We start from the raw sequence: 866 nt of genomic DNA on the forward strand, positions 1-866 counted from the left end.
ACATCTACAAGACCGGAGACATGGTCAAACTGCTTCCCGATGGATCCATTTTCTTCGTTGGGCGAAATAATGGGCAAATCAAAATCAGAGGCCAACGTGTGGAGCTGGGTGAGGTTGAGACAGCTCTGCGATCCGTGAACTCATATATCACCCGAGCGGTGGTGTTGGTGCATGAACAGAGCCTGGTGGGCTTTGTGACACCTGAGAGTATGGACACTTCTGCTGTTAAGTTTGGTGTTTCCAAGGTGCTGCCGCCTTACATGGTCCCTTCTGTGGTACTTTCCGTGGACTTCATCCCAACCACACCGTTTGGCAAGGCAGATCATCATGCCCTTCTTAGTCTCTTGGTTGAGAGCAAAGCTGCACACAGAAGTGGTGGCACCAGAAGCTCTCATGGACACCATGTGGTTCCCAATTCTCCACTGGAAGAAGTGGTCCTCGCAATCTATCGGAAGGAACTCCAGAGTGAGGGTATGGAAATGGCCAGCGACTTTTTTGAAAGTGGTGGGGACTCCCTCAAGGCTGTTCGCATTGTTGCTTCTCTGCATGTGCTTCACGAGGAACACCCTGAGTTGCAGATAGGCAAGGGTTTCACAATTTTGTCGGCTATGGATATCTTGCAGCATCATACGCCTGGTGCACTGCTGCAATCTTGCATTGGATGTTCATTGGACATCAAGGTGAAACTGTCGTGGCCTCGCAAATCGTGGAAAATGTGCCTAGAACTGTACCATCGTATATATTAGAACCTGGTAGTATAAACACAGAATTGAGAGAGGCGAACCCGCGGCCGAATGCAATATGTGAGCTCTACACATGTGTTTTGTCCCCAAAACTATTACACCAGCTCCCCTTATAGCAGATCC

The 866-nt window shown here is 49.3% G+C and carries 1 protein-coding gene; it reads left to right on the plus strand.

Annotated features, from left to right (window positions below):
- Positions 1–20: 20 nt before the first annotated feature.
- Entirely contained in the window at positions 21–746 is a 726-nt protein-coding gene (locus GY791_21640; GenBank protein ID MCP4330996.1) for a hypothetical protein, read from the plus strand.
- The last annotated feature ends 120 nt before the right edge of the window (positions 747–866 follow it).

It is taken from the genome of Alphaproteobacteria bacterium, from assembly GCA_024244705.1.
GTDB lineage: Bacteria > Pseudomonadota > Alphaproteobacteria > JAAEOK01 > JAAEOK01 > JAAEOK01.

Coding starts and splice junctions, on each gene's coding strand:
- GY791_21640 (MCP4330996.1), top strand. CDS start 21: ATGGTCAAACTGCTTCCCGATGGATCCATTTTCTTCGTTGGGCGAAAT.